Origin of the sequence: Streptomyces sp. NPDC097595 (assembly GCF_044761525.1) — a bacterium.
Lineage (GTDB): Bacteria > Actinomycetota > Actinomycetes > Streptomycetales > Streptomycetaceae > Streptomyces > Streptomyces drozdowiczii_A.
The window spans coordinates 19,432-43,629 of the sequence record NZ_JBIWCN010000016.1 but is presented as its reverse complement, the minus strand read 5'-3'; the positions used below and the strand labels follow the sequence as shown (position 1 = coordinate 43,629).

The window sequence follows — 24,198 nt, the reverse complement described above, 5'->3', positions numbered from 1 at the left end:
CCGGGGCCCCTTTTCGTGTACGTGTCCGTACGCCCCCGAGAGGCTATCGCCCGTCCGCCTTGGCCGCCGCGTCGATCGCGGCGAGCGAGCGGCGGGCCTGGTTACGGTCGGTGGTGTACCAGAAATCGGGGAGCGAGGCCCGCAGATAGCTGCCGTAGCGCGCGTTGGCCAGGCGCGGGTCGAGCACCGCGACGACCCCCTTGTCCCCCGTGGCCCGTACGAGACGGCCGGCGCCCTGAGCCATCAGCAGCGCGGCATGCGTGGCCGCCACCGCCATGAAGCCGTTGCCCCCGGCCTCCTCGACCGCCTTCTGGCGCGCGCTCATCAGCGGGTCGTCGGGCCGGGGGAACGGAATCCTGTCCATGACCACCAGCTGACAGCTCGCCCCCGGGACGTCCACGCCCTGCCACAGCGACAGGGTGCCGAAGAGGCAGGTCTCCGGGTCGGCGGCGAAATTCTTGATCAGCTCGCCCAGGGTCTCCTCGCCCTGGAGCAGAATCGGCTTGTCCAGCCGCTCGCGCAGCTCCTCGGCCGCCGCCTTGGCCGCCCGCATGGAGGAGAACAGCCCCAGCGTGCGCCCGCCGGCCGCCTCGATGAGCTCGGACAGCTCGTCCAGCATGTCCGTGCGGGAACCCTCGCGGCCGGGGGTCGCCAGATGCCGCGCGACGTACAGGATGCCCTGCTTCGGGTAGTCGAACGGGGAGCCGACGTCGAGGCCCTTCCACTGCGGGACGTCCTCGCCCGCCGTGCCCTCCGGGGCGAGGCCCAGGGAGGCGCCCACGCCGTTGAAGTCGCCGCCCAGCTTGAGCGTGGCGGAGGTGAGCACGACGGAGCGCTCGGCGAACAGCTTCTCGCGCAGCAGCCCGGAGACGGAGAGCGGGGCGACCCGCACCGAGGCCCCGAACCGGTCATGGCGCTCGTACCAGACGACGTCGTACTCGGAGCCCTCCGTGATGCGCTCGGCGACGGCGTGGACGGACTCCACCGAGGCCAGCGCCTGCTTGCGGACGGCGTCCTCGTCCTGGACGGACTTGTCCCGCGTGGCGCCGATCGCCGAGATCACCGTGCGCGCGGCGTCCCGCAGGGCCATCAGCGCGTACCCCAGGTCCTCCGGCACCTCCTCCAGGCGGCCGGGGAGCGCCAGCTCCATGACCCGCTCGAAGCCCTCGGAGGCGGTCTGCAGCGCGTCGGCCGCCTTCTCGTTGACCAGCTTCGCGGCACGGCGCACCGCGCGGTTGACCTGGCCGGGGGTGAGCTCGCCGGTGGCCACACCGGTGACCCGGGAGACCAGCTCGTGGGCCTCGTCCACGATCAGCACCTCGTGCTGCGGGAGGACCGGGGCGCCCTCGATGGCGTCGATCGCGAGGAGCGCGTGGTTGGTGACCACCACATCGGCGAGCTTGGCCCGCTCCCTGGCCTGCTCGGCGAAGCACTCCGCCCCGTACGCGCATTTGCTCGCGCCCAGGCACTCCCGCGAGGAGACCGAGATCTGCGCCCAGGCCCGGTCCGAGACGCCGGGCGTGAGGTCGTCCCGGTCGCCGGTCTCCGTCTCGTCGGCCCAGTCGCGCATGCGCAGCAGGTCCTGACCGAGCTTGCTGGACGGCGCCGCCGCCTCGAACTGGTCGAACAGGCCCTCCTCCTCGTCCTGCGGCACGCCCTCGTGGAGCCGGTGCAGGCAGAGGTAGTTCGACCGGCCCTTGAGCATGGCGAACTGGGGGCGGCGGCGCAGCAGCGGATGCAGCGCGTCGACCGTACGCGGCAGATCGCGTTCCACGAGCTGGCGCTGGAGGGCCAGCGTCGCCGTGGCCACGACGACGCGCTCGCCGTGCGCCAGGGCCGGCACCAGGTAGCCGAGCGACTTGCCCGTCCCCGTGCCGGCCTGGACGAGCAGGTGGGATTGGTCGTCTACGGCCTCGGCGACGGCGGTGGCCATGGCGGCCTGGCCGGGCCTCTCCGTACCGCCGACGGCGGTCACGGCGGCGTTCAGGAGCTCGGGGAGGGATGGCTTCGTCATAGCCCGGCCAGCCTACGGGGCTCCACTGACATCGACGGGCACTCCCGGCCTCACTCGGAGAGGTGGAGCGGGTTGGCCACACTGCCGTGCACCGCCGCGTGCGGGCGTACGGGCCGGTCGCGGTAGCCGTCCAGATGCAGGCGATTCCGGTTCAGACAGAGGCGGTCGATGCGCGGGGTGAGCATGTCGAACATCTCGAACCGCTCCTTCAGCTCGGGGAAGCGGGCGTGGTGGCGCAAAATCTCCGCCCGGACGAGTGACCAGAATTCGCCCTCGGGGACGCCGAGCTGTTCCTCGCAGAGCGGGGAGAGAAACCTGAAGACCCCGGTGAAGAGCCCGGAGTGGATGAACTGGGTGAGGAAGGCCGGTTCCTCGGTCAGCAGGACGCGGCGCACGTCCGCCGGCATGGTGTCGTGCTCGGGCAGCGGCTGCGCGCTCACGTTGACGTCGTCCACGAAATCCTTGATCGCGAGGCGCACGGGCACGTCCTGCCCGTCGAAGACCACGATCGCGTTCTCGCCGTGCGGGGAGAAGACGGTGCCGTAGCGGTAGAGGAAGTGCAGCAGCGGCGGCAGCAGGGCGGCGAAGAGCCGGGTCAGCCAGACGGTGGGCGCCAGTCCGGAGCGTTCGACCAGCTCGGCGGTGAAGGCGCGCCCCTCCGGGTCGGTGTGGAGCAGGGAGGCGAGGGTACGGGCCCGCTCCCCCGGTGCCAGGCGCGGCGGCAGCGGCTCGCGCCAGATCGCCCCGAGGATCTCCTTGAACTGGTACGGCGCCTCGGGGAGGTGGTCGTACAGCGGGTGCTCGACGGTGACCGAGGCGACCTCGCCGAGGAGGATCACGCCGCAGGTGTCGCGCAGGAACGGGTCGTTGTCGCGCAGCCCCAGCACCCAGCCGGTGACGGCGGGCGCGGCGATGGTGCGCTCGGTGGGCAGCCCGCGCCAGACCAGGGTGTTGAGGACCGACAGCGGCAGCTTGACCGTGTGCCGGTCGGGCCGTGCGAGGTTGGCGAAGGTACGGATGGACTGCTGCGGCAGCCGTACGTCCGGGTCGGCGGGCAGCGGCACGATGTCGCCGGCGGCGATGGCCGGTGCGAACAGGGGCACGATCCACTCGTCCCACTGCCAGGGGTGGACCGGCAGGTAGTGATAGCCGTCCGGGTCCAGGTCGCGGGCGCGCAGGCTGTCGGCGAAGGACGCGCGGACGGACGGGTCGAGCTCCTGGGTGTAGAGCTCGTCCGGGGTGGAAAGGGCGGGGACGCCCCGGTACTCGGCGATCCGGTGGGAGACGGCGAGCCAGGGCAGCCGGACGGGCTCGCGGGCCTCGGGGGTGTAGCGGGCGGCGTCGGTGGCGGAGAAGCCGAGCCGTCCCTTGTTGGCGACGATCCAGGGGTGCCCGGTCTGGTGGCCCTCCAGCTCCGCGTAGCCGAGTCCGGCGAGCTCGGCGGCGGTGAGCGCGGTGTGGTCGAGGCGGGCGTCCGCGGCGAGCGTGGTCGTCAGCTCGCGGAGGAGGTGGCCGAGCGTGGCGCCGTCGAGGCCGAGGAGGCGGCGGGCCCGCGTCACGAACAGCAGCGGATCGCGGAAGGGCACGCTGCCCGTCGCGGGGTCGGGGCCTTCCGCGCGGATCGATGCGGGGTCGACGCGCCAGCTCCCGTACACACCGCGCCGGGCGGTGAAGGAGAGGCTGCCGCCGTCGTCGAGCGGGAGGGTGTACGTGCTGCCGCCGGCGGTTCGCGGAGCCGGCTCGATGACTTCCTCGTAGGCGAATTCACCGAGCATCTTCGCGAGCATCCGGGAGGCGGCCCGGTCCCAGGCGTCCCGGTTGAGCTCCGGGGTGGTGAGCGGTGCGGGCGGCTCCGTTGCGTCGTGGTGCGCGGGGTATGTGGGCACGGGGACTCCTCGGGTGGGAACCGATGGGGTTCGAGCGGTGCGGACAGGTCGGGGATGCGTTCATGGCCGGGTGCGGTGGGCTCGGTCGCGGACCATCAGCGCGGCCCGCTTCTCCGGGAGTTCGATCTCGGCGGAGGGGCGGAATCCGGCGCTGCGGAACGCGGAGACGGACGGGGCGTTACGGACGTCGGGCTCGGCAACGACCCGTGTGCAGAGGGGGACGTGGTCGAGCACCAGGCCGGCCACGGCACGCAGCAGCGTCGTGCCGGTGCCCCGGCCCCGGTGGCGCCCCTCACCGATGAGCAGGTGGACGCCCATGTCGTACGGCCGCGCCGGGTAGTGACGGGCGAGCGGGTCGAGGTCGGCGCGGTACAGCTCCCAGTAGCTCATGGGCATGCCCGACAGCACCCCGAGGTACGGGGTGCTGTGGCTGTCGACGGCGAGCTGGGGGGCGAGGTGCCGGGCGGTGACGCTCTCGTCGCCGGCCAGCTCCCAGAAGGCGGCGACGACGGGGTCGTTCATCCAGCGGGTGAGGGTCGGAAGATCGCGCTCCGGGCGGACGGGGACGAGCTGGAACTCCCCGGCCGGTGTGGGGACGGGGGCCAGGTCCGCCCGGAGGCCGGGACCGGCGGGCGCGTCGGGGGGAGACACGGATGGCGCTCCTCTCTCAACTCGCGGCGATGCTCTCGGCGGCGCCCTCGGCGATCGGCCCTTCGGGCCCGGCTCTCAGCCGTGCAGGGGGTTCGTGATGGTGACGTAGACGGACTGGGTGTCGACGGGGCCGACCAGTTCGTCAAGGCCGTGCAGGCGGGTCAGCATGTTGGCCTTGCAGCGCAGGCGCGGGTTTTCAAGCAGGTGGACGGGGAACGGCGAGCCCAGTTCGCACGCCGACTTCAGGAAGCGCCGGAAGCAGTCGATGAGCATCTGCTCGTCGGCGAGCCCCTGGGAGCCGAACGCCCCGATCAGTCCGAATACGTTGTTGATGCCGAGGTAATAGGCGAAGCGTTCGTCGGTGACGGCGTCGGAGACGAAGGTGTCGCTGACCGATCCGATGCCGGGGAGCCTGTGGTCGAGCGCGGTGCGGTGCGATTCCCGGAAGTAGTAGCCCTGATTGTCACGGTAACGGCCGCCGGTGGGCCAGCCGTCCGCGTCCAGCAGTACGAGGGTGTTCTGCTGGTGGGCTTCGAGCGCGACCCCGGCGTGGGCGTCGAGCCAGAGCACCGGGTGGACGACGCGCTCCAGGTAGCGGAGGAACCACTCGGCGGCCACCGCGGTCGTCGTCCGCGCGGTGGCCGCGGCGAGGCGGTGGACCACGTCGGCGAGGCGCGAGTGCAGCCCCGTCCGGCCGGGCCAGGGGCGTGGAGCGGTGAGCCCGGCGATGCAGACGGCGTCGTCGTACCGGCTGAAGGGGTTGTGCCGGAGCATGACGTCGAGGCCGTGCACGGGCGCGCCGTCCGGGGTGTCCACGGCGAGCCAGGCGGGGTCGCGCACGATGTCGAAGCCGGGGTGCGCCGCGTGCCATTCGCGGGCGAGTCCGGTACGGAGCAGCCGGTGGACCTCGACGCCCCGGTGGAGCTCCTTGCGGAGGTTCTCCCGGCGGGAGTTGGTGATCCGGACGCCGAGGGAGAGCTTCAGCATCAGGTCGGTCCCCGGCCGGTGCACGGTGCGCACCGACGAGGTGGGGTGCCAGGGGGCGCCGTACGGACCGAGGTCGTGCAGGAGGCCGGCGTCGAGCAGGGCGGCGACCTCGGGCCTGCTCCGCAGCTCGCGGGCCTGCCAGGGGTGGAGGGGCAGGGGCGCGGTGTGGTCGGGGAAGGCCAGGCCCGGGGCGTGCCGGGCGACGAGGTCGGCGGCGGGGACGGGGCGCCCTTGGTCGGTCCACGCGGAGTCGGTGGCCAGCACGGAGCGGTCGGCGGCCATCCAGTGGAGCGGGAAGGAGCCGTGGAGCTCGGGTGAGTAGAGGCGCGCCTCGGCGTCGGTGAGCCCTTCCCTGCTCTTGGGCGAAGGGTGCAGGGGGTGGCCGAGGAGGAGTGACTGCTCCGCGGTGAGGAAGAGGTCCGCCTCGTCGGGCGCGGCGGGGCGGCGGCGCCGCTCCTCGATGAACGCGGCGGTGCGCCGCACCGAGTCGGCGACCCGGCCGGCCATGTCGGCGCCGTCGTGGTGGCCGGCCTCCCGGCCGAGCAGGGCGGCCACGGTGACCGCGTCGGCGGTGGGCGCGGCGGCCGGTGCATGCTCCAGGGCGGGGGGCCCGAAGCGGTGCCAGCCGGTGGCGGACCAGTGGCGGACGGGGACGAGCAGGGCGGTGCCGCTCGCCGGGAGCGGGACGCGCAGGGTCTCCCCGGCCGGCTGGGGGAGGTCGTTCTCGCGGACCCAGCAGCGCAGCAGGTTCTCGATGCCGGCCGCGTCGGCGGCGCGGAGCGGGTCGGGATGGTCGAGGGGGTCGGCGGCCGGGTCGTCCGGGGCGGCTGCCGCCGGGTCCTCCTGGTGTACGGCGGTGTGCGGCGGGGAAGCGGGCCGCGACGCGTGCCACAGGTCGTGCGGGGTCTCCTTCTGGCGCGGCACGGTCGTCGCCTCGACGGCGAGCCCGCCGGGGGCGTCCGACTCGGGGAGGTGGCTGGGGGGAGGGCCGTCGGCCTCGGGCGCGGGGGTGGGGTTCACGGCGGTCTTCCTGTGCTGGTGTCCGTGGTCAGCGGAGCGATCCGGTCGGCAGGCGGCGGTGCGGTGAGCGCTCCGCCGCTGCCAGGGCGTCGGCGAGGCGGTCGACCACCGCTGTCGCCTGTTCGTCGGTGAGCGTGAGGGGCGGCAGCAGGCGTACGACGGTGGAGTACCGGCCGCCGAGTTCGACGATGAGTCCGCGGCTCAGGCACTCCTGCTGGACGGCGGCGGCGAGGACCGGGTCCGGGGGCGGTTCGGTGCCGGTGCCCTGCGGGCGGGCTTCGGGGTCCACGATCTCGACGCCGATCATCAGGCCCCTCCCCCGGACGTCGCCGACGCACGGATGGTCGGCGGCGAGCGACCTGAGGCTCGCCAGCATGCGGCCGCCGAGGACGCCGGCCCGTTCGGCGAGGCCGTTCTCGCGGACGTATGCGAGCGTTGCCGTGCCGGCCGCCATGGCGAGCTGGTTGCCGCGGAAGGTACCGGCGTGGGCGCCGGGCTGCCAGGTGTCGAGCTCCGAGCGGTAGACGATCACGGCGAGCGGGAGGGAGCCGCCGATGGCCTTCGACAGCACCATGACGTCGGGCACGATGCCGCTGTGCTCGACGGCCCAGAAGGCGCCGGTCCGGCCGACGCCGGTCTGGACCTCGTCGGCGATCAGCGGGATGGACCTGGTCTCGGTGATCTCGCGCATCCGGCGCATCCAGCCGTCGGGCGCGGGGTTGACCCCGCCCTCGCCCTGGACCGGTTCGAGGATCATCCCGGCGGGGGCGGGCGTACCGCTCTTGGGGTCGTCCAGCAGGTTCTCGGTCCAGTGGGCGGCGGTCCGCGCACCGGCCTCGCCGCCGATCCCGAAGGGGCAGCGGTAGTCCTGCGGGAAGGGCAGCCTGGTCACCCGTACGTCCTCGGCGCCGCCCGAAGCCGCGAGGGCGCCCGCCGTCATGCCGTGGTAGGCGCCGGTGAAGGCCAGCAGGCCGCTGCGGCCGGTGGCGGCGCGGACCAGCTTGAACGCCGCCTCGACCGCGTCCGTACCGGCAGGTCCGCAGAACTGGACCCGGGCGTTGTCGGCGAACTGCCGGGGCAGCGTGCTGAACAGCTCGGTGACGAACGCGTCCTTCACCGGGGTGGCCAGATCCAGCACGTGCAGCGGGGCGCCCGAGTCGAGGACCCTCTTGATCGCCTCCAGGACGACGGGGTGGTTGTGGCCGAGCGCCAGCGTCCCCGCTCCGGACAGGCAGTCGAGATAGCGCCGCCCGTCCGCGCCCTCGATGGTCAGCCCTCGGGCCCGCACCGGCACGATCGGCAGCGACCTGGCGTAGGTGCGGGCGGCCGATTCACGCAGCGACTGGCGGCGCAGGATGCCTTCGTGGGCGGCCAGGGGTGGCGCCGGAGCTGGTTCGGTCACGGCCACGGCTCTTGATCCTCCCGCTGTAACAGTTGCGTTGCACGTCAGTACGATTCCGCAAGGACGGCCTGCGAGGGTGAACGCTGTCTCCGTGCCCCCCACGCGTACCAACGACCGAGGGGGCGAAGGATCACGGGTAAATCCGAAGATCCTTGCGGAGCGCAACCCTGCCGCGCACCGCCGACAGCGGCACCGGCATAGTGGGGGCCGCGCCGGGCTCGGGCACGTCCCGAAGACCGCGCTGCTCCCTGCCCGTTCGGCGGACCTTGCGGCGCGCCGGACACAAGTGCAGTACGAAAGCGTTGAGTTACGAAGTCCCAGGGGGATCAGCAGATGCGTCTCGTTCGACCAGGAACCACCACACGCCGGGGCAGGAGTGCGCGTCGCGCCTCCTCCCCTGTGCTCGTCACCGCTGCGGTCACCGCCGTCCTCGCGCTCACGGCCACCGCCTGCGGGCCGACCGAGGACGACGCGAAGTCCGAGCCGGCCAGCAGCGCCTCGGCCGGTGCGACGTCGGACGGCAAGATCGCCATCCCCGACGATCTGAAGGACCGGCTCAAGGCACACGGGATCGACATCGACAAGTGGAAGGGTGGCGAGTGGAAGAACTGGGACAAGGACAAGTGGCTGCGTGAGGCCCAGGACTACATCAACCCGATCATCGCGGGCCTCTGGGACCCGGACCGCATGCAGGACGCCGACAAGCCGCCGGAGAAGCCGGTCGACAACGACATCTCGGGCGACGAGGGCGTGACGGACCCGACGCCCGCTCCGGTCCGGGCCGCGGGCGTGCAGACGCAGTACCACGCCAACGCGCCGGAGTCGGGCAAGCTGTTCTTCGACGGCCCCGAGGGCTCGATGGTCTGCTCGGCGACCGTGGTGAAGGACCCGGCGCACCCCGGCAAGTCCAACATGGTGTGGACCGCCGGCCACTGTGTGCACGCGGGCAAGAAGGGCGGCTGGTACCGCAACATCGCCTTCGTCCCCTCGTACAACAACAGCGGTCTGTCGACGGCCGAGCTGCGGAACAACCCGCCGAAGGAGAAGGTCGCCCCCTACGGCATCTGGTGGGGCACCTGGGCGCAGACCTCCCAGCAGTGGATCGACCAGGGCGCCTCGGTCGGCGGCCTCGGCGCCCCGTACGACTTCGCCGTGCTGCACGTCACGCCCGAGGAGGGCTCGGGCGGCAAGTCCCTGGAGGAGACGGTCGGTTCCGCCCTGCCGGTCGAGTTCAACGCCCCGGCGGTGCCCAAGATCACCGACATGACGGCCACCGGCTTCCCGGCCGCGGCGCCGTACGACGGCCAGAAGATGTTCCGGTGCACGGACAAGCCGGGCCGTCTGTCGCTCGCGCAGGACGACCCGACGATGTACCGCATCGGCTGCTCGATGACCGGCGGTTCCTCCGGCGGCGGCTGGGTGGCCAAGGGCCAGGACGGCAAGCCCGCGCTGGTCTCGAACACCTCCATCGGCCCGGTGACGGCCGGCTGGCTCGCCGGACCGCGCCTCGGCCCGGAGGCCAAGGGCGTCTACGACGCGGTCAGCGACAAGTACGCGGACAAGTAACAAGCAGGACCGCGCCCGCACGGGCGTGTACGACGGAAGCCCAGGGGCCTCCGGAGCGGGAGAGTCCGCTCCGGAGGCCCCTGGCACGCAGACAGCAAGTGTGCAGATTTCAGGGGGAATTCTTTTCATGCGATCCATACGTCCGCTGCTCGCCGCGACCGGTCTGGTCGCCGCGCTCGCGCTGACAGCCACGGCCTGCGGCCCCACCGAGGACGAGGGCGCCGACAAGCCGGCCGCCACCGCCTCGGCCACCGGTGGCACGGACAAGGGCAGCGGCCTTCCCGCCGGTCTGGCCGACACTCTCAAGAAGCACGGGATCGACCCGGACAAGTGGCGCGACGGCGAGTGGAAGAACTGGGACAAGGACAAGTGGCTGCGTGAGGCCAAGGACTTCGTCAACCCGGTCATCGAGGGGCTGTGGAAGCCGGACCGGATGAAGTCGGCGAAGGACCCAGCCAAGACCATGTCCGCCGGTGACTTCTCCGGCGACCAGGGCGTCACCGACCCGGAGCCCGAGCCGGTCACCGCCGAGCGCGAGAAGACGCCGTACCACGACTACGCGGCCCCGGTCGGGAAGGTCTTCTTCGACTCCCCCAAGGGCCACATGGTCTGCTCGGGAACGGTCGTCAAGGACCCGAAGCACCCGGGGAAGTCCAACCTGGTGTGGACCGCCGGCCACTGTGTGCACGCCGGATCCGCCGGCGGCTGGTACCGCAACATCGTCTTCGTGCCCGCGTACAACGACCAGGGCAAGAGCGCCGCGGCGCTGGAGAACGCGCAGCCGCAGGAGATCGCCCCGTACGGCGCGTACTGGGCGGACTGGGCCAGCACCTCCGGTGAGTGGATCAAGGACGGCGGGCCCACCGGCGGCGAGGGCGCCCCGTACGACTACGCGGTGCTGCACGTGAAGCCGGAGCACGGCACCAAGTCCCTCGAAGAGACCGTGGGCAACGCCCTCGCGGTGAACTTCGACGCCCCCGAGGTCTCGCAGATCGGCATGATGGGCGCTTGGGGTTACCCGGCGGCCCCGCCGTACGACGGTCTGATCATGCACAAGTGCGTCGACCGTCCTGGCCGGCTCTCGATCAGCCCCGCCACACCCACGATGTACCGCATCGGCTGCTCGATGACCGGTGGTTCGTCCGGTGGCGGATGGTTCAGCGAGGGAAGTGACGGGAAGCTCGCGCTGGTCTCCAACACGTCCATCGGCCCGGCGACGTCGGGCTGGCTGGCCGGACCGCACCTCGGCGAGGGCGCCGAGCAGATCTTCACGATGATGAGCGAGAAGTACGGCGCCCAGTAGCGGCACCCGCCCGTACGAAGGCCGGAAGGCCCGTCCCCTCGCAAGGGGACGGGCCTTCGGGTCGTTCCGGGTGCGGTACGGCGGTACGGCTCAGTGCACGGCGGGGATGAACGAGGCGAGCTCCGCGGCCAGCTCCTCGTTGACCCGGGCCTTGATCAGCGTGCCCTCCGAGGTGTGCTCCTCGGAGACCACTTCGCCCTCGGCGTGCACCCGGGAGACGAGTCCGCCCTGGGTGTACGGCACGAGTGCCTCGACCGCGACCGACGGACGGGGCAGCTCGCTGTCGATCAGCGCGAGCAGCTCGTCGATGCCGGCTCCGGTGCGGGCGGAGACCGCGATGGCGTGCTTCTCGTTGCGCAGGAGGCGCTGGAGGACCAGCGGGTCCGCCGCATCCGCCTTGTTGATCACGACGATCTCGGGCACGTCCGTCGCGCCGACCTCGCGGATCACCTCGCGCACCGCGGCGAGCTGCTCCTCCGGCACCGGGTGCGCGCCGTCCACCACGTGCAGGATGAGGTCGGAGTCGCCGACCTCCTCCATGGTGGAGCGGAACGCCTCGACCAGGTGGTGCGGCAGATGCCGAACGAACCCGACGGTGTCGGCGAGCGTGTAGACCCGGCCGCTCGGCGTCTCGGCCCGGCGCACGGTCGGGTCGAGGGTGGCGAACAGGGCGTTCTCCACCAGCACTCCCGCCCCGGTCAGGCGGTTGAGCAGCGAGGACTTGCCGGCGTTGGTATAGCCGGCGATGGCGACCGAGGGCACCTTGTTGCGCCGGCGTTCCTGGCGCTTGAGGTCGCGGCCGGTCTTCATCTCCGCGATCTCCCGGCGCATCTTCGCCATCTTCTCGCGGATACGGCGCCGGTCGGTCTCGATCTTGGTCTCACCGGGACCACGAGTCGCCATGCCTCCACCGCCGCTGGTACCGCCACCACCCATCTGACGGGACAGCGACTGACCCCAGCCACGGAGCCTGGGCAGCATGTACTGCATCTGCGCCAGGGAGACCTGCGCCTTGCCCTCTCGGGACTTGGCGTGCTGGGCGAAGATGTCGAGGATCAGGGCGGTCCGGTCGACCACCTTGACCTTGACGACGTCTTCGAGGTGGATCAGCTGGCCCGGGGACAGCTCACCGTCGCAGACGACGGTGTCGGCCCCGGTCTCGACGACGAGGTCACGCAGTTGGAGTGCCTTGCCGGAACCGATGTACGTGGCCGGGTCGGGCTTGTCACGGCGCTGGAAGACGGCGTCGAGCACCAGCGCGCCCGCCGTCTCGGCCAGGGCCGCCAGCTCGGCGAGCGAATTCTCCGCGTCCTGCACGGTGCCCGAGGTCCAGACACCGACGAGCACCACGCGCTCCAGGCGCAGCTGCCGGTACTCGACCTCGGTGACGTCCTCCAGCTCGGTGGAGAGGCCGGCCACGCGTCGCAGCGCGGCACGCTCCGAGCGGTCCAGCTGCTCGCCGTCCCGCTCTCCGTCGATCTCGAAGCTCCAGGCGACGTCCTCTTCCATCAGGGCGTCGGCCCGCAGGCCCTCGGTGAGGCTCTCGGTCGCGTTCTCCGTGGCACTCTGCGCGTTGTGCGCGTCCTGGGGAAGGGAAGAGGAGGTCATTGGATCCTTACGTCGATAGAAGTGGGTGCATCAGTCACAACGCGTGACCTGTGCGGAAGATTCCCGAGGGGGAGATCCTCCGCTCCGGCCGCCTCGGCGACCCGTCGATAGTGGCACGGCGGGCGCGGGGCGTCACCCCGGTTTACGAGGCGGCCGGCGCGGTGCTCCGCCAGTCCGGGTGCCCCGGCATGGGCGGTGTCTTCGTCCCGTACAGCCAGCCGTCGAAGAAGGAGGTCAGATCGCGTCCCGCCACCTGCGAGGCGAGCCGGACGAAGTCGGCCGTGTCCGCGTTGGAGTCCCGGTGCTTGTGGACCCAGAGCCGTTCCAGCCGGTCGAAGGCGTCGCGGCCGATCTCCTGGCGCAGCGCGTACAGGACGAGGGCGCTGCCGTCGTAGACGACGGGCCGGAACAGGCTGATCTTCTGGCCGGGCTTCGGGGCCGCGGGCCGGGCGGGAGGCCCTCCGGCGGCGCGCCAGGTGTCCGAGCGGATGTAGGCGTTCCGCATACGTGCCTCCAGCGGGGCGTCCATGTGGTCCTCGGTGTACCGCGCCTCGTACCAGGTGGCGTGCCCCTCGTTCAGCCAGAGGTCGGACCAGGACTGCGGGGAGACGCTGTCGCCGAACCACTGGTGGGCCAATTCGTGGACCATGACCGACTCGACGTACCACGCGGGGAAGCGCGTATCGGTGAACAGGCGCTTCTCGAAGAGGGACAGGGTCTGGGTCTCCAGCTCGAACCCGGTCTCGGTGTCGGCGACGAGGATTCCGTAGTTCTCGAAGGGGTACGGGCCGACCTGCTTCTCCATCCACTCCAGCTGGGCGGGGGTCCTCTTCAGCCAGGTTTCCACGCGGTCCCGGTCGGCGGTCGGCACGACGTCGCGCACGGGCAGTCCGTGCGGTCCGGTCCGCCGCACGACGGTCGAGCCTCCGATGCTGACCTGGGCCAGTTCGGTCGCCATGGGGTGCTCGGTGCGGTAGGTCCAGGTGGTGCTGTCGCCGTTGCGGCTGCGGCCGGTGGGGATGCCGTTGGCGACGACGGTCAGGTCGTTCGGCGCGGTGACGCGGAAGGTGAAGTACGCCTTGTCGGCGGGGTGGTCGTTGCTGGGGAAGACCCGGTGCCCCGCGTCGGCCTGGTTGGCCATGGCGAGCCCGTCGGCGGTGCGCACCCAGCCGCCGCTGTCCTGTTCGCCGGTGGGGTCGCTGGTGTGGCGGACGGTGATGCGCAGGGGCACTCCGGCCGGGATGCGGCCCATCGGCCGTACGACGAGGTCCTCGCCCGCGGTCTCGAAGCCGGCGCGCAGCCCGTTGACGGCGACGGAGCGGACGGTGCCCCGGGTGAAGTCGAGGTTGATCCGGTCCAGCGGCTCGGTCGTCCGCGCGTCGATCGTGGTGACGGCGTCCATCGGCTCGTCGTTGCGGCCCTTGTAGGTGAGGCCGATGTCGTACGCGAGCACGTCGTACCCAGGGTTGCCGAGGTGCGGGAAGAGCGGGTCGCCGATGCCGAGGGGCACCGGGTCGGCGGGGAGGGTGGCGGCGACGAGGGCGGCCGACGCGGCGGCCAGCACGGCGGCCCGCGAGCGGCGGGAGAGGAACGGCATGGACTACGGCTATCAGCGCCGCCCCGCCGGACGGGCGCGGCGCGCGCCGCGCCACCCGAATGAGAACGCGGTTGACGGCCCTGCACTAAAGGGAGCGCGGTCGACCGCCCGGTGCCAAAGAGAACGCGGTTGACCGGCCCGGTACCTCAGAGCGCCCCGGCCGGATGCTGGGCGCGGCTCACGTCGTACACGCCGGGCACCTCGCGCATCGCGCGCATCAGCGCGGGCAGACCGGCGGCGTCCGGGAGCCGCAGCGTGTAGGTGTGCCGCACGCGCTGTTCGCTCGGCGGCTCGACGGTCGCCGAGATCACCGCGGCGTCGGCCCCCGCGATCGCCTCGGTGAGGTCGGCCAGGAGGCGGGGGCGGCCGAACGATTCGGCGACCAGGGTCACCCGGCACGCCTGCTCGTCGCCCCAGCTCACCGCGACCGGCGTCCGGCCGACCGCCTCCATGCGGGCCACGGCGGGGCACTCCAGCCGGTGCACGGTGACGGCGGCGCCGCCGCGTACGGGGAAGCCGGTGACCTCGTCGGGGGGCACCGGCGTACAGCAGCCGGCGAGCCGGACCGCGGCGTCCGGCCCTTCGGCCACGGCGGTCGCGGTGCGGGCGCGGGCGGTCCGGGGCAGTGAGGGCGGGGCCGGCTGGGGGTCGGGGTCGGCCGGCACGCCGGGCCGGCCGGTCTCCGCCGTCTGCGGGTGGGCGTCGAACCAGCCGGTGATGGCGATGCGGGCGGCGGGCGTGCGCACATGGTCGAGCCAGTCCGGCGAGGGGCCGGAGGCGGCGTCCTCGGCCAGCAGCGGCTGCACGGTGTCGCCGTCCTTCAGCACGGTGCTCAGCGTGGCCAGCCGGCCGTTCACCCGGGCCCCGATGCAGGCGTGGGCGGCGTCGCCGTGCTGGGCGTAGGCCGCGTCGACACAGCTGGCGCCGGCGGGCAGGCCGAGTGTGCCGCCGTCCGTACGGAAGACGGTGATCTCGCGGTCCTGGGCCAGGTCGGCGCGCAGGGTGGTCCAGAAGGTGTCGGGGTCGGGCGCGGACTGCTGCCACTGGAGGAGGCGGGAGAGCCAGCCGGGGCGGGTGGGGTCGGCGCGTTCGCCGTCGTCGGCCGGTTCGGCGGTCTGCGGGGCGCCCTCGGAGGCGTACGGATTGCCGAGGGCGACGACGCCGGCCTCGGCGACCTTGTGCATGCGGTGCGTGCGGATGAGGACCTCGGCCACCTCGCCGTCCGGGCCGACCACCGCGGTGTGCAGCGACTGGTAGAGGTTGAACTTGGGGGCGGCGATGAAGTCCTTGAACTCGGAGATCACCGGGGTGAAGCAGGTGTGCAGCTCGCCGAGGACGGCGTAGCAGTCGGCGTCCTCACCGACGAGCACCAGGACCCGTCCGAAGTCGCTGCCGCGCAGTTCGCCGCGTTTGATCCGGACGCGGTGGACGGAGACGAAGTGGCGGGGCCTGACCAGCACCTCCGCGGAGATGCCGGCCTCGCGCAGTACCGAGGCCACGTTCCCCGCCGTGGCGCCGAGCGGGTCGGGGCCGTCGGCCGCCCCGGTGATCAGCGCGTCGGTGCGGGCGTACTCCTCGGGGTGGAGGATGGCGAAGACCAGGTCCTCCAGCTCGGTCTTGAGTGCCTGGACGCCGAGCCGTTCGGCGAGGGGGATCAGCACGTCGCGGGTGACCTTGGCGATCCTGGCCTGCTTCTCGGGCCGCATCACGCCGAGGGTGCGCATGTTGTGCAGCCGGTCGGCGAGCTTGATCGACATGACGCGGACGTCGTCCCCGGTGGCGACCAGCATCTTGCGGAAGGTCTCGGGTTCGGCGGCGGCCCCGTAGTCGACCTTTTCGAGTTTGGTGACGCCGTCGACGAGGTAGCAGACCTCCTCGCCGAACTCCTCCCGCACCTGGTCGAGGGTCACCTCGGTGTCCTCGACGGTGTCGTGCAGCAGGGACGCGGTCAGGGTGGTCGTCTCGGCGCCCAGCTCGGCGAGGATGAGGGTGACGGCGAGCGGATGGGTGATGAAGGGCTCACCGCTCTTGCGCATCTGCCCCCGGTGCGAGGTCTCGGCGAGCAGATAGGCGCGCTGGAGGACCGAGAGGTCGGCGTCGGGATGGTGGAACCGGTGCACCTCGGCGACATGCGCGATGGCGTCGGGGAGCCGGTCGCGGGAGACCGGACCGAAGAGCGCGGCTCTGCCGAGCCTGCGGAGGTCGATCCGGGGACGGCCCCGCCTGCGGATGGGAGCACCTGGGCTGGTGGCCTCTGCACTCATGGGGGCACCTCCGGCGACGTCGACCGGCGGAGGGGAGGCGCGGCGCGCCTCCGGGCCGGTGCTTGATGCTACCGAGCCCACCACGTGGCGGAGTCCCGCTCTCGCCCAGCGTGAAACGGATCACCCATTCGAGCGAAGCGTTACTCGTTCGGCGTTTCGAGCCAGGCCGGATCGATCATGCCCTCGGCGACGATGACGGCCGGTCCGGTCATGTCGATCCCGCCGTCCGGGTGCTCCGTGATGGCGAGGCTGCCGCCGGGGAGGTCGACGGTGTACGTGACGGGCTCGCCGGTCCTCGCGGGGTCGGCCTGGTCCCGGCGGGCGGCCGCGACGGCCACCGCGCAGGCGCCGGTGCCGCAGGAGCGGGTCTCGCCGGAGCCGCGCTCGTGGACCCGCATGGCGACGTGGCGGGGGCCCCGGTCCACGACGAACTCGATGTTGACGCCCTCGGGGTAGACGGCGGCCGGGGCGAAGGAGGGCTCGGTGAGCAGATCGCCGGCGTGGGCCAGGTCGTCCACGAACGCGACGGCGTGCGGGTTGCCCATGTTGACGTTGCGGGCGTCCCAGGCCCGGCCGCCCACGGTGACGGTGACGCCGTCGGTGGGGAGCAGGGCGTGCCCCATGGAGACGGTGACGTCGCCGTTCTTGGCGAGGTGGACCTTCTTGACCCCGCCCCGGGTGGCGACCGCGAGGTCGCCCGCCTCGACCAGGCCGGCGCGCTGGAGGTAGCGCGCGAAGACCCGCACTCCGTTGCCGCACATCTCGGCGACCGAGCCGTCGGAGTTGCGGTAGTCCATGAACCACTCGGCGTCCTCGGCCATCGCCTTCGCCTCCGGGTGCGCGGCGGAGCGCACCACGTGCAGCAGCCCGTCGCCGCCGATGCCGGCGCGGCGGTCGCAGAGCCGGGCGACGACGGAGGCGGGCAGGTCGAGGGCGTTCTCCGGGTCGGGAACGATCACGAAGTCGTTCTCGGTGCCGTGGCCCTTGAGGAAGGCGATCTGCGAGGTGGTCACGGGACAACTGTACGAGGCGGCACGGACAGCCGGAAAACGGTCCGCTGCGCGGACGGGGCCCGAAGGCACTCCCCGCCCCATGGCTCCCGGCCGGTCAGCGCAGCCGGGCCACGCGCCAGACGGCGAGCGCGACGAGCACGGCGCAGACACCGGCGTAGAGCGCGATCACGCGCCAGTCCGGCCGCTGCGGCGAGCCCTTGGACGGCAGTCCGGGCCAGGCGTAGCCGACGCGGCGGGCGGCCATCATGGACCACCCGGCGGCGCAGCAGCTGATCAGGAGGCCCAGCATGGCGACGACCGCGCCGCCGTCGCCGAACTCGAAGGCCAGCGGGAAGGCGAACATCAGTGAGCCCACCGCGGCGAGCATGACGATGGGCGCGAGCTGCCAGATGCGCAGCCGGCGGGCGGGCCGCAGCTCGACCTCGACCTCGGGGGTCACTTCGAGTTCGTCGGGCCCGTCCGGGCTGAGGCTGTCCGCCTCACGCCCGGCGCCCGGTGCGCCGTGTTCCGGTGCGTCTTGTTCCGTGTCGCGAGGGCCGGCCTCCATCGCCACGCGCCCTCCCAACTCGGACTCCAGTCGATCGATGCTCGATGATGGCACGGCCGCGGTCGCCGAAATGACGGGCGGAGCGTCCCGATGCCATCACGTGATCAGGCTGTGACCGCCCGTTCGACCAACGCCAGCGCCTGACTGGGGAGTTCCCCGCGGTGCTCCACGGCGCCGCTGAGCCATTGGACGCGCGGGTCGCGGCGGAACCAGGAGTCCTGACGGCGCGCGAAGCGTTTGGTGGCGCGCACGGTCTCGGCGCGCGCCTGGTCCTCGGTGCACTCACCGGCGAGCGCGGCCAGCACCTGCTGGTAGCCGAGGGCCCGCGAGGCGGTACGCCCTTCGCGGAGCCCCCGAGCCTCCAGGGCGCGCACCTCGTCCACGAGGCCCGCCTCCCACATGCGGTCGACGCGCAGGGCGATGCGCTCGTCGAGTTCGGGGCGCTCCACGTCGACGCCGATCTGGACGGCGTCGTAGACCGCGTCGTCGCCGGGGAGGTTCGCGGTGAACGGCTTGCCGGTGATCTCGATGACCTCCAGGGCGCGCACGATGCGGCGGCCGTTGCTCGGGAGGATCGCGCGGCCGGCCTCGGGGTCGGCGGCGGCGAGCCGGGCGTGCAGTGCTCCGGAGCCGTGCTCGTCCAGCTCCGCCTCCAGTGCGGCCCGGACGCCGGGGTCCGTACCGGGAAACTCCAGGGCGTCGATCGCGCCCTTCACGTACAGGCCGGAGCCGCCGACCAGGATCGGGGTGCGGTCCTCGGCGAGGAGCCGGTCGATCTCGGCGCGGGCGAGGCGCTGGTACTCGGCGACGCTGGCGGTCTCGGTGACGTCCCAGATGTCCAGCAGCCGGTGCGGTACGGCGGCGCGCTCGGCGAGCGTCAGCTTGGCCGTGCCGATGTCCATCCCCCGGTAGAGCTGCATGGAGTCGGCGTTGATCACTTCGCCGCCGAGCTGCTGGGCGAGGTACACCCCCAGGTCGGACTTTCCTGCTGCGGTGGGACCGACGACGGTGATGACCCGAGGTGCGGGAGCTGAGCTTGTCACCGGCTCAGTCTCCCTCAAACCTGCGCCGCGTATCCCGAATGAGGGAAGCCCGGGCGGGGAAGGTGACGCGACAGTGCGGTCTTCCCCGTACAGTGGTTGTACATATGGGTTATTTCTCACAGTTTCCGAGCGGAGAAGGTGCCCGATGGGCTTCATGGACAATGTGAAGGCGAAGCTGGCCCCGGCCAAGGAGAAGGTCAGCGACCTCGCCCAGCAGCACGGGGACAAGATCGACCAGGGGCTCGAGAAGGCCGCCCGGACGGTGGACGAGAAGACCAAGGGCAAGTACAGCGACAAGATCGTGACGGGCCGGCAGAAGGCCAAGGACGCGGTGGACAAGCTGGCGAACAAGGACGGCGGCACGCCTCCGCCGCCCCCGCCCGCAGCCTGACAGCGGAACGCGTGGAGGGCCCCGGAGCGGTGATCGCTCCGGGGCCCTCCACGTGTCCGCCGGCCGTCAGGACCAGGTGGCGACCAGGTAGCCGACGCCGTACGGCGCGTCCTCGTACAGCAGCCGGCCGGTCAGACCGGCCCCCTCGGCCGCGCCCGCCAGCACCTGCCAGGGCGCGCGCCCCGCGACCTTGAGCTCGTACGCGAGTGCCTCGTCCAGCACGGCCAGCGCCTCCGGGTCGGCGGCGCCCAGCGCCCGCGCGGCCTCCGCGTCGAAGGCCGCCGCGCGCTCGTCCAGATAGCCCGGGGCCTTCACGGTGCGGCAGGCACTGCCGTCGCCCATCACCAGCAGCGCGACCCGGTCCGCCCGGCGGGCGAGCTCCCGCCCGGTCTCCGTGCAGCGCGCGGTCTCCAGCGGCTCGCCGACGCCCAGGCCCTCGACGGGGGCGCCGGCCCATCCCGTACGGGCGAGGAGCCAGGCGCCCACCGCGAGCGAGGGCGGGAGGGGGCGGGCGTCGCGCGTTCCCCGGTCCCAGCCGAGCCGAACCTCCAGGTCGACGCCGAATTCCCGGAATCCGCCGACGGCACCCTCGGGGTGGACGCCGCGTCCGTCGGGCCCGGCCGGGCCGAGCACCACGAGCAGGTCGGGCCGGGCGGCGGCGAGGACGCCCAGGGCGTCGGTGCACGCCGTCCTGGCGTCGTCCAGCTCGGGTGCGGCACCGGCGGCCACGTCGGGGACGAGCAGCGGCGGACAGGGGCAGACAGCGGCGGCGACAAGCATGGTCGGCAGCGTACTGCGGCCGCTCCCCCGGACCGACCGGCCGGCCCGGCCGAACAGCTTCCGGCCGGGGCGGCGCCCCCTCCCCCGTGTCTCAGTCGCAGCCGCAGCCCGGGGCCGCCGTCGCGGGCAGGGGCGCCGGGGCGCCGATGCCGGGCAGGCCCAGCATGACGCCGGCCGGCTCGGCGGCCGGGGCGGCGTTCCGCTTCTCCCAGGCATCGCCCGAGCGGGTCCGGCGCACGGCGACCGGGGTGCCCTCGGCGAGCAGGTGGTGCGGGGCCGCGTAGGTGATCTCGACGGTCACCACGTCGCCGGGGCGGACGTCCTGGTCCGGCTTGGTGAAGTGGACCAGGCGGTTGTCGGGGGCGCGGCCGGAGAGCCGGTGGGTGGCGCCGTCCTTGCGGCCCTCGCCCTCGGCGACCATGACCTCCAGGGTGCGGCCGACCTGCTTCTTGTTCTCCGCCCAGGAGATGTCCTCCTGGAGGGCGGAGAGGCGCATGTAGCGCTCCTGGACGACCTCCTTGGGGATCTGGCCGTCCATGTCGGCGGCGGGGGTGCCGGGCCGCTTGGAGTACTGGAAGGTGAAGGCGTTCGCGAAGCGCGCCTCACGGACCGCGTGCATCGTCTGCTCGAAGTCCTCCTCGGTCTCGCCGGGGAAGCCGACGATGATGTCGGTGGAGATCGCGGCGTCGGGCATCGCGGCCCGCACCTTCTCGATGATCCCGAGGAAGCGTTCCTGCCGGTAGGAGCGGCGCATCGCCTTGAGGACCTTGTCCGAACCGGACTGCATCGGCATGTGCAGCTGCGGCATCACGTTCGGCGTCTCGGCCATGGCGGCGATGACATCGTCGGTGAAGTCACGCGGGTGCGGCGAGGTGAAGCGGACGCGCTCCAGGCCCTCGATCTTCCCGCAGGCACGCAGCAGCTTGGAGAACGCCTCGCGGTCGCCGATGTCGGAGCCGTACGCGTTGACGTTCTGGCCGAGGAGGGTGATCTCGGAGACGCCCTCGGCGACCAGGGCCTCGATCTCGGCGAGGATGTCGCCGGTGCGGCGGTCCTTCTCCTTCCCGCGCAGGGCCGGGACGATGCAGAACGTGCAGGTGTTGTTGCAGCCCACGGAGATGGAGACCCACGCGGCGTAGGCGGACTCGCGGCGGGTGGGCAGCGTGGAGGGGAAGGCTTCCAGGGATTCGGCGATCTCGACCTGCGCCTCCTCCTGGACGCGGGCGCGCTCCAGCAGTACGGGCAGCTTGCCGATGTTGTGCGTGCCGAAGACGACGTCGACCCAGGGCGCCCGCCGGACGATGGTGTCGCGGTCCTTCTGGGCGAGGCAGCCGCCGACGGCGATCTGCATGCCGGGGCGCTTGGTCTTCATCGGGGCGAGCCGGCCGAGGTTGCCGTAGAGCTTGTTGTCGGCGTTCTCGCGGACCGCGCAGGTGTTGAAGACGACGACGTCGGCGTCGCCGTCGGAGCCCTCGGGCGCGCGCACATAGCCGGCATCCTCCAGGAGCCCCGACAAGCGCTCGGAGTCGTGGACGTTCATCTGGCACCCGTAGGTGCGCACCTCATAGCTTTTTCTGACGTCCACTGCTTCGCTCCGGTTGCCGCTGCTCATGTGACAAGGGTAGGTGGTGTCCGGGCTCTCTCCGTCTCGGGCGGGCGATCCGACGAAGCCCCTGGCCACGGCCGGGAACGACCTGGCAGGATCGCCGCCATGCTCCCGGCCCTGTCCCGAATCGGCCGGCGTCGCTCCCTGCGGGCGGGCGCCGCCCTCGCCGTCGTGCTCGGGCTGCTGCTCTGGTGGCTGCTCCCGCTCGGCGACCCGGCACCCACCGGCACCCTGTCTTTCAGTACGGGGGTGCGCAGCGGCGTCTACCAGCGCTACGGGGTGCGGCTGAAGGGAGCCCTGGCCAAGGATCTGCCCGATGTGTCGATAAATCTCCAGACGAGCGAGGGCTCGCAGCAGAACCTGGCCAGGGTCGCGGCGGGCAAGGCGGACTTCACCATCGCCACCACCGATGCCGTCGCCACCTATCTGCGCGCCCGCAAGCCCGGCTACGAGCGGCTGCGCGGCTGTGTCCGGCTGTACGACGACTACATACAGCTGGTCGTGAAGCGGGACTCGGACATCGCCAGCGTGGCCGATCTGCGCGGCCGTAAGGTCGCGGTGGGGCAGCCGGGGTCCGGGGTGAAGCTGGTCGCGGATCGCCTGATGACGGCCGCCGGTCTCGATCCGGTCCATGATGTGACGCCGTTGCCGGTGGGCATCGACACGATGCCGAAGCTGCTGGAGGAGGGCAAGCTCGACGCGTTCTTCTGGTCGGGCGGGCTGCCCACGACGGCGGTGACCGATCTGTCGGAGCGGTTCCCGATCAGGCTGGTCCCGCTGGAGGAGCCGTTGGTCAAGCAGCTCCAGGCGGCGGGCGGCCCCACTCGCTATTACCGGTCGGCCGTGATGCCCGCCGACGCGTACCGCGACGCGCAGCAGGGCCAGGCGGTGCCCACGGTGGCGGTCGCCAATGTGCTGGTCACGACGGACCGCACGGGCGCGGCGATGACCGAGGCGTTCACGCGGACCGTGATCGACAGCCGCGACCGCATCGGGCGCGAGGTGCACGCGGCGCAGCTGGTGGACCTGCGGACGGCCATCTACACGGATCCGCTCCCGCTGCACGAAGGGGCGAAGCGCTACTACCGCTCGGTCAAGCCGTAGAGGTCGGACCTCTCAGCCCTTGGGGTCGTGGCGCGGCACGGAGACCGTCACGCTGAGCCCGTACGGCTCCTTGCGCGCGTACGAGAGCGAGCCGCCGCCCGCCGCCAGGAGCGCGTGGGAGATGGAGAGGCCGAGGCCCGAGCCCTGGACGTTCTGGTGCTGGGAGCTGCGCCAGAAGCGGTCCCCGACCCGTTCCAGCTCCTGGTCGGTGAGACCGGGGCCGCCGTCCGCGACGACGACCGTGACGTCCTCGCTGCCGGAGGCGACGGTGACCCGGACCTCCTCGTCGGCGGGCGTGAATTTGAGGGCGTTGTCGATGATGGCGTCGAGGGCGCTGGACAGGGCGATGGGGTCCGCCCAGGCCGTCACGGCGGGCGGCCCGTCGGCTCGGAGCCGTACACCCTTGTCCTCGGCCACCGGCCGCCAGGACGCGACACGTTCGGCGGTGAGGGCGCCGATGTCGGTGAGGCGGAGGTCGCTCTCGGCGTGCTCGGCGAGCGCGAGGTCGAGGAGGTCGTCCAGGACCTGGCCGAGGCGGCGGCCCTCGGTGCGCACGGAGGCGATCTCCTCGTTGCCCTCGGGCAGTTCGAGGGCGAGCAGTTCGATGCGCAGGAGCAGGGCGGCCAGCGGGTTGCGCAACTGGTGGGAGGCGTCGGCGACGAAGGCGCGCTGCTGCTCCAGCACGTCCTCGACGTTGTCGGCCATCTCGTTGAACGAGCGGGCCAGCCGCCTGAGTTCCGGGGGCCCGCCGGACGCGGCGACCCGGGAGCGCATCCGGCCGCTGGCGATGTCGTGGGCCGCGGCGTCCAGGGTCTTGACCGGCAGCAGGACCCAGCCGGTGAGCCGGATCGCGGCGCCGACGGCGACCAGCATCGCGACCGCCTCGCCCGCCGCGATCAGCAGCCAGCCCCGGATCGTGTCGCCGCGCATCTGGCCGGTGGGCGAGTCGATGACGACGACGGCGATGACGTCGCCGTCGCGTACGACGGGTGAGGCGACGACCACGCGGCCGTCCTGCCAGGGCCAGACCTGGGGCGGGTCGTGGCTGCGGCGGCCGAGCAGCGCCTCGCTGAAGGCGGCGCGCCCCTCCCCCTCGACGGGCAGCCGCCAGGCGTCCGGGGCCTTCGCCATGGCGGAGTCGTCGCGGTAGAAGACACCGGCGCGGATCCCGTACACCGAGTTGTACGTTTCCAACTCGGTCTGGAGGGTACGGCGCCGTTCGTCGTAGCCGCGTGTCCGCTCGGTGATGAACTGGGCGAGGGCGGCGAAGCGCGCCGTGTCGTCGATGCGGTCGATCACCACGCGCTGCTGTTCGGCGGCGGCCACGCTGACGGCGAGCGGGAAGCCGAGGGCGAGCAGGACACTCGCCATCAGGATGATGAGCAGCGGGAGCAGCCGGGTACGCACCGGGGACGT

General features: G+C 72.3%; 18 protein-coding genes. 4 read left to right on the top strand and 14 right to left on the bottom strand.

From position 1 onward, the window contains the following. Positions 1-43: 43 nt before the first annotated feature. From ACIQZN_RS23720 to ACIQZN_RS23700, 5 genes are all read right to left on the bottom strand, one after another. Positions 44-2,014 (bottom strand): ATP-dependent DNA helicase, encoded by a 1,971-nt coding sequence (locus ACIQZN_RS23720; protein WP_403997284.1) that lies wholly within the window; start codon positions 2,012-2,014, stop codon positions 44-46. Between the two features lie 50 nt (positions 2,015-2,064). After that, a complete protein-coding gene (locus ACIQZN_RS23715; protein ID WP_403997282.1) occupies positions 2,065-3,900 on the bottom strand; it encodes an IucA/IucC family protein in 1,836 nt (611 codons plus the stop codon). A 60-nt stretch (positions 3,901-3,960) separates the two neighbouring features. Beyond that, a complete protein-coding gene (locus tag ACIQZN_RS23710; RefSeq protein WP_403997279.1) occupies positions 3,961-4,551 on the bottom strand; it encodes a GNAT family N-acetyltransferase in 591 nt (196 codons plus the stop codon). 75 nt (positions 4,552-4,626) lie between these two features. Then, positions 4,627-6,558: an IucA/IucC family protein gene (locus ACIQZN_RS23705; protein WP_403997276.1), complete on the bottom strand. Its 1,932-nt coding sequence runs from the start codon at positions 6,556-6,558 to the stop codon at positions 4,627-4,629. Positions 6,559-6,586: 28 nt separating this feature from the next. Further along, a complete protein-coding gene (locus ACIQZN_RS23700; RefSeq protein ID WP_403997273.1) occupies positions 6,587-7,966 on the bottom strand; it encodes a diaminobutyrate--2-oxoglutarate transaminase family protein in 1,380 nt (459 codons plus the stop codon). 327 nt (positions 7,967-8,293) lie between these two features. Here ACIQZN_RS23700 and ACIQZN_RS23695 point away from each other — a divergent pair, with 327 nt between their 5' ends. Both ACIQZN_RS23695 and ACIQZN_RS23690 read left to right on the top strand, forming a co-directional pair. Then, positions 8,294-9,526, top strand: coding sequence for a trypsin-like serine peptidase (locus ACIQZN_RS23695; RefSeq protein WP_403997270.1), 1,233 nt, complete (start codon positions 8,294-8,296; stop codon positions 9,524-9,526). A 127-nt stretch (positions 9,527-9,653) separates the two neighbouring features. After that, complete coding sequence (locus tag ACIQZN_RS23690) at positions 9,654-10,829, top strand: trypsin-like serine peptidase (RefSeq protein ID WP_403997267.1); 1,176 nt, start codon at positions 9,654-9,656, stop codon at positions 10,827-10,829. 90 nt (positions 10,830-10,919) lie between these two features. Here ACIQZN_RS23690 and hflX read toward each other — a convergent pair whose 3' ends face one another. From hflX to miaA, 6 genes are all read right to left on the bottom strand, one after another. Then, positions 10,920-12,437: a GTPase HflX gene (gene hflX, locus ACIQZN_RS23685; protein ID WP_403997264.1), complete on the bottom strand. Its 1,518-nt coding sequence runs from the start codon at positions 12,435-12,437 to the stop codon at positions 10,920-10,922. A gap of 142 nt (positions 12,438-12,579) precedes the next feature. Then, positions 12,580-14,034: a M1 family metallopeptidase gene (locus tag ACIQZN_RS23680; protein ID WP_403997261.1), complete on the bottom strand. Its 1,455-nt coding sequence runs from the start codon at positions 14,032-14,034 to the stop codon at positions 12,580-12,582. Between the two features lie 146 nt (positions 14,035-14,180). Next, the gene (locus ACIQZN_RS23675; protein WP_403997258.1) at positions 14,181-16,298 is read right to left on the bottom strand and encodes a RelA/SpoT family protein; all 2,118 of its coding nucleotides are present in this window, start codon (positions 16,296-16,298) and stop codon (positions 14,181-14,183) included. Between the two features lie 140 nt (positions 16,299-16,438). Beyond that, positions 16,439-17,311, bottom strand: a complete 873-nt coding sequence (gene dapF, locus ACIQZN_RS23670) for a diaminopimelate epimerase (protein ID WP_403997255.1) — start codon at positions 17,309-17,311, stop codon at positions 16,439-16,441. Positions 17,312-17,405: 94 nt separating this feature from the next. Then, entirely contained in the window at positions 17,406-17,858 is a 453-nt protein-coding gene (locus ACIQZN_RS23665) for a hypothetical protein (protein ID WP_403997600.1), read from the bottom strand. 104 nt (positions 17,859-17,962) lie between these two features. After that, positions 17,963-18,901, bottom strand: coding sequence for a tRNA (adenosine(37)-N6)-dimethylallyltransferase MiaA (miaA, locus tag ACIQZN_RS23660; RefSeq protein ID WP_403997252.1), 939 nt, complete (start codon positions 18,899-18,901; stop codon positions 17,963-17,965). 145 nt (positions 18,902-19,046) lie between these two features. Here miaA and ACIQZN_RS23655 point away from each other — a divergent pair, with 145 nt between their 5' ends. Then, a complete protein-coding gene (locus ACIQZN_RS23655) occupies positions 19,047-19,292 on the top strand; it encodes an antitoxin (protein ID WP_265540393.1) in 246 nt (81 codons plus the stop codon). A 66-nt stretch (positions 19,293-19,358) separates the two neighbouring features. Here the strand turns inward: ACIQZN_RS23655 and ACIQZN_RS23650 are convergent, their stop codons facing one another. Both ACIQZN_RS23650 and miaB read right to left on the bottom strand, forming a co-directional pair. Beyond that, positions 19,359-20,072: a class III extradiol dioxygenase subunit B-like domain-containing protein gene (locus tag ACIQZN_RS23650; RefSeq protein ID WP_403997250.1), complete on the bottom strand. Its 714-nt coding sequence runs from the start codon at positions 20,070-20,072 to the stop codon at positions 19,359-19,361. Positions 20,073-20,163: 91 nt separating this feature from the next. Next, positions 20,164-21,684 (bottom strand): tRNA (N6-isopentenyl adenosine(37)-C2)-methylthiotransferase MiaB, encoded by a 1,521-nt coding sequence (gene miaB / locus ACIQZN_RS23645; RefSeq protein ID WP_403997248.1) that lies wholly within the window; start codon positions 21,682-21,684, stop codon positions 20,164-20,166. Positions 21,685-21,783: 99 nt separating this feature from the next. Between miaB and ACIQZN_RS23640 the strand changes: the two genes are divergently transcribed. Further along, the gene (locus ACIQZN_RS23640) at positions 21,784-22,782 is read left to right on the top strand and encodes a TAXI family TRAP transporter solute-binding subunit (protein ID WP_403997245.1); all 999 of its coding nucleotides are present in this window, start codon (positions 21,784-21,786) and stop codon (positions 22,780-22,782) included. Between the two features lie 12 nt (positions 22,783-22,794). On the opposite strand, the gene ACIQZN_RS23635 is transcribed toward ACIQZN_RS23640, so the two are convergent. After that, a complete protein-coding gene (locus tag ACIQZN_RS23635; RefSeq protein ID WP_403997243.1) occupies positions 22,795-24,189 on the bottom strand; it encodes an ATP-binding protein in 1,395 nt (464 codons plus the stop codon). Between the last annotated feature and the right edge of the window lie 9 nt (positions 24,190-24,198).

Bases quoted from the DNA above. Each gene is read 5' to 3' on its own strand.
- ACIQZN_RS23650 (WP_403997250.1), bottom strand. From the start codon at position 20,072: ATGCTTGTCGCCGCCGCTGTCTGCCCCTGTCCGCCGCTGCTCGTCCCC.
- miaB (WP_403997248.1), bottom strand. From the start codon at position 21,684: ATGAGCAGCGGCAACCGGAGCGAAGCAGTGGACGTCAGAAAAAGCTAT.
- ACIQZN_RS23690 (WP_403997267.1), top strand. From the start codon at position 9,654: ATGCGATCCATACGTCCGCTGCTCGCCGCGACCGGTCTGGTCGCCGCG.
- ACIQZN_RS23695 (WP_403997270.1), top strand. From the start codon at position 8,294: ATGCGTCTCGTTCGACCAGGAACCACCACACGCCGGGGCAGGAGTGCG.
- ACIQZN_RS23720 (WP_403997284.1), bottom strand. From the start codon at position 2,014: ATGACGAAGCCATCCCTCCCCGAGCTCCTGAACGCCGCCGTGACCGCC.
- ACIQZN_RS23680 (WP_403997261.1), bottom strand. From the start codon at position 14,034: ATGCCGTTCCTCTCCCGCCGCTCGCGGGCCGCCGTGCTGGCCGCCGCG.
- ACIQZN_RS23675 (WP_403997258.1), bottom strand. From the start codon at position 16,298: ATGAGTGCAGAGGCCACCAGCCCAGGTGCTCCCATCCGCAGGCGGGGC.
- ACIQZN_RS23655 (WP_265540393.1), top strand. From the start codon at position 19,047: ATGGGCTTCATGGACAATGTGAAGGCGAAGCTGGCCCCGGCCAAGGAG.
- ACIQZN_RS23665 (WP_403997600.1), bottom strand. From the start codon at position 17,858: ATGGAGGCCGGCCCTCGCGACACGGAACAAGACGCACCGGAACACGGC.
- ACIQZN_RS23640 (WP_403997245.1), top strand. From the start codon at position 21,784: ATGCTCCCGGCCCTGTCCCGAATCGGCCGGCGTCGCTCCCTGCGGGCG.
- hflX (WP_403997264.1), bottom strand. From the start codon at position 12,437: ATGACCTCCTCTTCCCTTCCCCAGGACGCGCACAACGCGCAGAGTGCC.